A 5,131-nucleotide genomic window follows, 5' to 3' on the forward strand; every position below is an offset into this window, starting at 1 on the left:
GATCGGGTATCGGTTCCGGCATGGGTTCGGATATGGGATCGGGTATCGGTTCGGGTGTGGGTTCGGTCCCCTCTAAATCGGTGACTCCCAAGACGACTGCCAAAAACTCTCCAGTTTGCGCGTCTTGAATCACCGTATTGCCATCTTGCACCGTCAGCGTCAGTCCGTCGAAAGTCAAACCGCCATCGAGTTCTAAGCGATCGTCGCCTTGGGTAAAATCGGTGATGACATCGGCATCGGCAAGAGTTGCCCCGCCTGTGGTTGGATCGAGAACAAAGGCATCGCGACCCCCACCACCGGTTAAAGTATCCGCGCCGAGTTGTCCGTTAAGCCGATCGTCTCCGGTGCCGCCGAGGAGCAAGTCACCCTCTTTGCCGCCATACAGTAGGTCGTTGCCAGCACCGCCATCAATGGTATCTGCGCCGACATTGCCAAAAATTCGATCGTTTCCCAAGTCGCCGAGAAGCCGATCGCGATCGGCCTGAGGAATCGCCGATCCCAAGAGGGAACCCCCGACGATCGTATCTTCTCCCAAACCCCCGGCGACGGTATCGTTTCCCAAGTCGCCGAAGAGCAAATCGTTATCCCCTCCGCCATCGATGCTATCGTCATCTTTGCCGCCAAAAATGACATCGCCGCCCGCATTTCCGATCACGACATCTGCACCGGTATTGGCAAATATTAGATCGTTGCCTTCCAAGCCGAGAACGACATCATTCCCAGCTTCGGCAATCGCTAAATCGTCTCCTGACGTTCCAGTCAAAGTGTTATTTTCTGCGGTTCCAAAAATAGATGCCATCGTTGAATCTGCGATCGAACTGGTTTTTGGTTAAGAGCGATGAATGCCGAACTTGGTTTTAGTGTACTGTCTGTAGAAACGACTTATCTCGGGGAAAGATTTTCTAATAAAAAGCGATCGCTGGTAAAAATGCGATCGCTTTTTTAGAATAATATTTTGGACTGGAAGGCGTGCTTAACCTAAATACGTAACACCTGTAGTCATAGTGGCGAAGGAATCATTTGCGTTTGACAAGGCCATCTCATTTGCAAAGTCTCTAACGTTAAGGGTTCCCATACCTGTAGAATTATCTAACAAGATATTTTCATCACCGTCGTTACCGGAGATCGTGAAGGTACTATTGAAATCATTTGTTCCGGCATCACTCTTGACTTCAATCCCGTTCTGACCGTTGTTATTCAAAGTGTTACCCGTGATGCTGGCAGTTACTGGATTTCCAGTACTGGGAAAATCGGTCGCTCCTACGAATGGTAGGGTGACAACTGCCCCAAAACGGATATCAATCCCTTCATCCTCATTATCTTCGATCGTATTATCTTGAATGGTGATATCGGCAACGGCAGCACCCAGAATACCAATACCGATACCATCACCCACAGGCCCAGCTTTACCGTTGTTAGTAATTGTATTTCCAGTAATGTTAATGGTTGTGGTTGAGGCTCCCGACAGACCAATCAAGATCGCATCTTCATTCCCGCCTGAGAGCGTGCTACCACCATTCACTGTCAGGCTGTGAGTGCCGGTGTTAATCGCAAACGAAATTCCTTGACCACTTGCTCCTTGGGAACCACTAATCGTAGTATTTGAGACAGTCAAGCTACCATCTTGACTGGCGATTCCAGCACCGCCGACAATCCCACCGACAGCATCAAAGGTGGTAGCCGTATTGTTGGACAAGACACTGTTTTGTACCGTTACCGTCCCGCCATCGTTAAAGATGCCACCACCTTGGTCGGCATTACCATTAGTAATCGTCAAATCCTGGAATGTTGCCATTACGCCAGTGACTTTGAAAACCCGAACGCTGTCATTACCATCGATCGTTACATTGGCAGCATCCGAACCATCGATCGTCACATCTTCGGTAATCTCTGGCAAGGCTGAAGCTAGAGTAATCGTTCCCGTTCCCATTGCATCAAATGTAATTGTTGGATTGTCGATCGAATTTACATTATTGGCCGCCTCAATCGCCTGACGCAGAGAACCCGCACCGGTATCGTCGGTATTCCGAACGATGTCGTCATCTTCGGTAATGGTCAGGGTTGCAGTGGCATTTGTGGTTCCAACCTGACCACCATTCGTGGGATTACTTATAGAAAGGTCGATCGTTTCGTCTTCTTCAATCAGGCCGTCATCACCCATAATCTCTATATTGAGAGACACTGTTTTGCTCGTGTCGCCATCTGCAAAATCAACCAAAAGCGATCCAGCAGTGAAATCCGTTCCATCCTCTGCGGTTCCATTGCCCCAAGAGATAGTTACATTCTCAGCAACACTGGTATCTCCCGAGCGATCCACTGTCACCATAATCGTTTCGGTTTTGGTGGCATCATCTCCTTCCGCCACAGTGAAGGTTGCCGTTGCCGCACTAAAGTCATAAGTTGCCACTCCCGGAGTGGGTGTGGGAGTCGGTGATGGGGTCGGAGTCGGGTCTGGCGTTGGATCGGTTCCCGGAGTTGGATCGGTTCCCGGCGTGGGTTCGGGTGTCGTTACCGGATCGGTTCCCGGTGTGGTTCCCGGCGTGGGTGTTGGTTCCGGTTCCGGTTCGGGTGTGGTTCCCGGTGTGGGAGTCGGTTCCGGTTCGGGAGTCGGTTCCAGAATCGGCGCAGCAACATCCGTGGCATCTAAATCCGTAACTCCCTGCACCACCGCCAAGAATTGTCCGGTTTGCGCGTCTTGAATCACCGTATTGCCATCTTCCACCGTCAGCGTCAGTCCCTCGAAAGTCAGAGCGCCATCGAGTTCCAAACGGTCCTGGCCCTTGGTAAAATCGGTAAAGACATCGGCATCGGTCACCGTCGCGCCGCCAGTGGTAGAGGCGACAACAAAAGCATCGCTACCGGCACCACCGGTTAAAGTATCCGCACCGAGCTGTCCGTCAAGGCGATCGTCCCCGTCACCCCCCAGCAGCACGTCGCCATCTTTGCCGCCATTTAAGAGATCGTTACCCGCGCCGCCATCGAGGGTATCCGCACCGGCATTGCCAAACATCAGATCGTTTCCATCGCCACCGAAAAGCAGATCGAGATCGTTCTGAGAGGTCGCTGCGGCAAAAATGGAACCGCCAATCACGGTATCTTCTCCGACACCACCATTCACCGTGTCGTTGCCTACGTCCCCAAAGAGGGCATCGTTATCTTGTCCGCCTTCGATGCTGTCATTCCCTTGTCCGCCGAAGATGACATCGCCGCCGGCATTTCCCGCCACCACATCCGCACCGGCGTTGGCAAACATCAGATCGTTGCCGTCCAAGCCGAGAATGACATCGTTCCCAGCGAAGGCGACGAACAGATCGTCTCCCGGCGTGCCAGTAAGGGTATTATTATCTGCGGTTCCAAAGATGTCTGCCATAGTTCAATCTGCGATCGCTCTCGGTTTTCGTCAAAATCAATAAGTGCCTAGCTTAGTTTTAGCCTACGGTCTACGGGAGCGACCAATGTGGGGGTAAAGAGTTTCTAAAGCTTTGGTAAAGTGCTAGGGACTCTGAGATTGAAGCCGATCGCCCCGAGAATAGTTTTCACTTCGGAGCGATCGCCTTCATCTTTCACCAACGAGCAATAGCGAATAGCGTGGCGAGTTAATCGTCTTCGATAACTGGTTCGAGTAGAGAGATATTGCCGAAATCAATATTTTCGATCGCTTCGTTAGCACTCACCATCACGGTATGAGTGGTGTTGGTGAGTCGAGATGGAGTTTGGTAGGTGCTAAAGGAGACAAGACTCGTGTTACCCCCATTAAAAGAACGAACACTATATATATTTTGTAATTTTAAGTTCAATAAAATTGAGATATAGCAATTCTCACACTAATAAAGTACAGAATTTCTAGGTTTAAGGAATAGGAAATAGAATTTGGGTGTATCTCACAAGGCACAAGAATTGCTATAAAATAAAAAAAAATTATAAAAACCTCGTATTTTAAAAAAAAGTGCCAAATCTTGCTATTTATTTTTTATAACAAAGTATTAAAATCGATCGTTAAAACCGACCGCTCTCGTTTAAATCCAGTTCGGTCTAAAATAGATCGAGTTCAGCCTAACTCTGGGCAAACCCACAGGATTTTTACTCGGTAATGCAATATAACCAACTCGGGGATAGCGATCTCTCCGTCTCGGAAATCTGTCTGGGGACGATGACCTTCGGACAGCAAAATACCTTGGACGAAGCCAGCCAACAGCTCGATTATGCCGTTTCCCAAGGCGTAAACTTCATCGATGCGGCGGAAATGTACCCCGTCCCCGCACGGGAAGAAACCTATGGCAGCACGGAAGAATATATCGGTAAGTGGCTCAAGGAACAGCAACGGGATAAAATAATCCTCGCCACCAAAGTCGCAGGCCCGACCCGCAGTATGGGATGGATTCGCAGCCCAGACCGAAATCTCGATCGCCGCAATATCGAGCAAGCGGTAAACGATAGCCTCGCGCGACTGCAAACCGACTACATCGACTTGTATCAAATTCACTGGCCCGATCGCAATGTCACCCTCTTTGGCGGCGGCACGTTCAACCCAAAAAACGAACGAGATACCGTCCCCATTCAAGAACAACTCGAAGTCTTTGCCGATCTTGTCAAGGCCGGAAAAATTCGCTATCTCGGTTTGAGTAACGAAACCCCTTGGGGAGTTTGCCAGTTCACCCGGTTGGCCGCACAATTGGGACTGCCCAAAATCGTCTCGATCCAAAATGCCTATCACCTGCTCAATCGCGAGTTTGAAATTGCCCTAGCCGAAACCTGCCACCGGGAAAATGTCGGACTGCTGGCTTACAGTCCCCTCGCCTTTGGCTTTTTAACCGGGAAGTATTTGGAAGACATTCCAAAAAATTCCCGAATCGGGCAGTTTCCCATGTTTGGCGGTCGCTATCGCAAACCCAGCGTCAAAGATACCGTTGCCGCTTACGTGGAAGCCGCAAAGCAACACAACCTATCTCCTGCCGTGATGGCCTTAGCCTTCGTGCGATCTCGCTGGTTTGTCGCCAGTACCATCATCGGTGCCACCACGATGGAACAATTGCGCGAAAACCTATCGAGTGCAGAGGTGGAGTTAGACGAAACCACACTCAAAGATATCGAAGCCGTTCATGCCGAGAATCCCAATCCCGCGCCGTAAGTC

General features: G+C 50.2%; 4 protein-coding genes. 1 reads left to right on the top strand and 3 read right to left on the bottom strand.

Going from position 1 to position 5,131, the window contains the following annotated elements:
* The 3 genes from IQ235_RS18540 to IQ235_RS18550 form a co-directional block, all read right to left on the bottom strand.
* A partial coding sequence (locus IQ235_RS18540) for a calcium-binding protein (protein ID WP_319592627.1) occupies nucleotides 1–799 on the bottom strand: 799 nt, incomplete at its 3' end.
* 174 nt (nucleotides 800–973) lie between these two features.
* On the bottom strand, nucleotides 974–3,370 hold the full coding sequence (locus IQ235_RS18545; RefSeq protein ID WP_264322895.1) for a Calx-beta domain-containing protein: 2,397 nt from the start codon (nucleotides 3,368–3,370) through the stop codon (nucleotides 974–976).
* 226 nt (nucleotides 3,371–3,596) lie between these two features.
* Nucleotides 3,597–3,797: a hypothetical protein gene (locus IQ235_RS18550; protein ID WP_264322896.1), complete on the bottom strand. Its 201-nt coding sequence runs from the start codon at nucleotides 3,795–3,797 to the stop codon at nucleotides 3,597–3,599.
* Between the two features lie 293 nt (nucleotides 3,798–4,090).
* Here IQ235_RS18550 and IQ235_RS18555 point away from each other — a divergent pair, with 293 nt between their 5' ends.
* Nucleotides 4,091–5,128 carry an NADP(H)-dependent aldo-keto reductase gene (locus IQ235_RS18555; protein WP_264322897.1) on the top strand — a complete coding sequence of 346 codons (1,038 nt, stop codon included), beginning with the start codon at nucleotides 4,091–4,093 and terminating at the stop codon, nucleotides 5,126–5,128.
* The last annotated feature ends 3 nt before the right edge of the window (nucleotides 5,129–5,131 follow it).

Origin of the sequence: Zarconia navalis LEGE 11467, assembly GCF_015207075.1 — a bacterium.
GTDB lineage: Bacteria > Cyanobacteriota > Cyanobacteriia > Cyanobacteriales > Geitlerinemataceae > Zarconia > Zarconia navalis.